The following is a 3,109-nucleotide window of genomic DNA, read 5'->3' on the forward strand; positions in this document are numbered from 1 at the left end:
ACATACCAAATGAATACCAAGGAGTGAATAATAAAATATTCATAATCAGATGTTTAAATTTAAAATATATCGGTTACCATTGACGCCAGCCGGGGGGGACCGCGGTGCTTAAACGACACACCAAGAACTGCCATCATCCAATAATATTCCAACAATAGGAGAACCATTTATAAAATTGAGCCAATAGCATAAACAAACCTGAAAAGTCATTATTAATGATACAGGTAAGCGTTAATTTACGACCTTCACTGACACGTTCACACCTCCTGATTCATTTGAATGACAGGAAGGTGAACCTTTGCACTTATAGCCGTAATTGATATGCCCCTCGCGAGAGGGTTTTACCGTAAAGCAGGCCATTAATCCAAGTCAGATTCATGTTTTATAGATTATCAATGAGGGGCGCTAATGCTGACGCAGCAATACACTCAAACCATTCTTGTTTGCCTCATCAGCCAGGATGAAAAACTTATTCTGGATGTAAACCTGGTCCTAAATAATATCAACACATTGCTGAATGAGCATAACGGCACGTCACCTTGTCAATCGGCCCCTGCTGGCGATGACATGTTTTATCACCAAATGCTCGAACAGGCTCGTCACTCTTTTTCACAGCATCAGGCTAAGAATATCAGTCTGTCACTCACCTGTTTTAACACCGTTTCCACGGCCCTTGAATCGCAGGCCGCGAACCCGCAACCGCAGAGCCAGCTTGAATGTGTTTTGTTAGACGCCAGAGACAAGGAGCCTGAAGAGGAAGATCCCTTTCTGCCGTTCATCGACAGCCAGCCGGACGCGCGTTTTTCTCCCTATTCAACGATGCTGTTATGCCGCGAAGATGCGCTGGGGAAGTGGATGAACCGCTCAGGAAGCCGTAAGCAGATACGCGTCCTGCATTCCCATCCCTGGCATCGTCGCGCCGATATTTTGCGATTGATTCTGGACCATCTGGAACACGCCTATTTCAGCCGTATTCTGATGCGCACCTACCAAAATGGGAACGAGCCCGCGACGCTGGCGAAAACGATACATCGCCACATGACCACGCGTTGGGGCGATCGGTGGGACTTCCACTATTTCACGGGATCGATGGTAGGCCGGTTCATCAACTCAATGAAGGCGTTGATGGACGGTTCAGACCAACATTGTCTTACCGGCAACAATGAACATTCCCTTGCCGTCAGCGCGCTGGCAGGCTGGCAGCTGTATGGTCGCGCTTATGTGATAGCGATGACCTCCGGCATGATAGACGAAATGCGCGGCACCCTGGCAAACCTCAAACACGCGGGCGCGCCGGGCCTGATTGTTTGCGCGGAATCCCTGCCCACCGTCTGGTATCCGTTTCAGGGAACGCTGGACGCCGCCAACGACGGCCATGCGGTGATCGCCGCCCGGGGCCTGTGGCACTGCTTCATCAGCACCCCTCAGAATTTGTCCACCGGCATTCAGGGCGCTTTCCAGTCCCTTGATCGTCAACCGGCGCCCACCTTTGTCCTGGCGACGCAAAACCTGCTTGAGTCGCAGCTGGATGAACCCGAGATCGCGCCGCCGCCTGCGCGCATTGAGGCCACGCTTTCCGCCGATCAGCGCGAGCGCCTGAATCAGGCGATCGCGGCGATCAATCACGATCACGCCCGTATACTGTGGCACTGCGAGCTGATCACCGAAGAAGAACGGGAGCGCGTACTGCGCTTAACAGCGAAAGCCGGCATCGGGTTGGTCGACAGCATTATTCATCCCGGTAGCGTACCGGCTTACCGGAAAGGCGACCCCGTACAGAACTACCTGGGAACGCTGTCCATGTACGGCTTTAACCGTGCGACCTACGAGTTTCTGGAAACGCCGCCTCAACAGGGAGAAGGCAAACCCTGGCTCTTTTTCCTTAACAGCAGGATTGAGCAATCGGCCACGCCCTATTCCGCCATCAAGCTCAAACGCAACTTCAACGTTGTGCAGGTGACTCGCGAAGCCTCGCATCTGTCTCCGTTCACCCATCTGGCCCTCGATATGGGGCTGACGGATTTTCTGGACTATTTAGAACCCCGTCTGGAGGTCGATCCCGAGGTGCTGACCACTCGTCTCGCCTTGCTGGAGCGGTTGCGGAGCCTACCGGCCGCCCTGCCCAGCGAGAGCATTGAAACGATGCCGATGACGCCAAATTACTTCTTTACTCAGCTGAGTCTGCTGCTGACCGACCTGATCCAACAGCAAGGGTATCGCTATACCGGCGTATACGATGTGGGCCGTTGCAGCCTGTCGGCGATCCGCAATGTAGTGCGCACCGACCACGGTTTCTCCGGTTGGTATGGTCGCGCCCTGATGGGGGATGGCCTGATGTCCCTGCCCTATATCGCGCTGAACAACGAACACAACCTGTTGGCCTTTATCGGCGATGGCGCGCGCGCGCTGGTCCCGGACATCGAGCAGCGGTTAATCATGTCGTCGGCGAAAGGGCTGCTCAAGCGCGGCGGCAACGTCACCATCTTCTATCTGACCAATGGCGGGCTTTCCATGATCCAAAGCTATCTGGACAAGCGCTATATGCCGAGCCAGCATCAGCAGGTCGACATTCCTATGGCGGAGGCGAAAGACCAGCCCGAGGACAGCACGATTCATGGCGTCGACGTTCACCGCCGCACACTGCGCCAATTTTGCCCCACCACGTTGCGCGAAGCGTTAACCGCGCCGGGTCGCATCAACGTCTTTGATGTCTGGCTTGGACACAACTCCGAGGGGGATGGCCTAAGCCTGACCTCAGAAGACTTTTGGAGCCGTCGACCGGTCGCCAATGGAGAAACACAATGAAATTTGGTTTTATCGCTCACCCTACGTCCCAAGAACTGCTGCATCAGGTCAAAATGCTTGATATGACGGGCCGTATGCTGGAAGAGCAGGCTAACGGCTACGACCCGGCGCTTTGGCGCCAGCGCAATCTGGTTCCTTTCGTCGAATTCACCCGTATCGTCAGCGCCTGCGGTGCGCAGTGCGAGGGCATCTTGCAGTTCATGCCGTTGACGGCCGAACAGATGCTGAGTCAACCGAGGCGCATCGCCGAGCGGGTGGTGGAAGGCGTCAACGCGCTCAAAAACGAGGGGGCCGAACTGGTCGG

General features: G+C 54.7%; 1 protein-coding gene and 1 pseudogene. Both read left to right on the forward strand.

The features are described 5' to 3' along the window. Positions 1-567: 567 nt before the first annotated feature. On the forward strand, positions 568-2,805 hold the full coding sequence (locus Q7O77_RS16295) for a hypothetical protein (RefSeq protein ID WP_304169732.1): 2,238 nt from the start codon (positions 568-570) through the stop codon (positions 2,803-2,805). After that, positions 2,802-3,109, forward strand: a pseudogene (locus Q7O77_RS16300) (aspartate aminotransferase family protein); the annotation flags it as partial. The gene Q7O77_RS16295 and the pseudogene Q7O77_RS16300, both read left to right, overlap by 4 nt.

The organism is Lonsdalea britannica (assembly GCF_946477055.1).
GTDB lineage: Bacteria > Pseudomonadota > Gammaproteobacteria > Enterobacterales > Enterobacteriaceae > Lonsdalea > Lonsdalea britannica_A.

Excerpts from the sequence above, each read along its gene's own strand:
- Q7O77_RS16295 (WP_304169732.1), top strand. The coding sequence starts at position 568 with ATGTTTTATCACCAAATGCTCGAACAGGCTCGTCACTCTTTTTCACAG.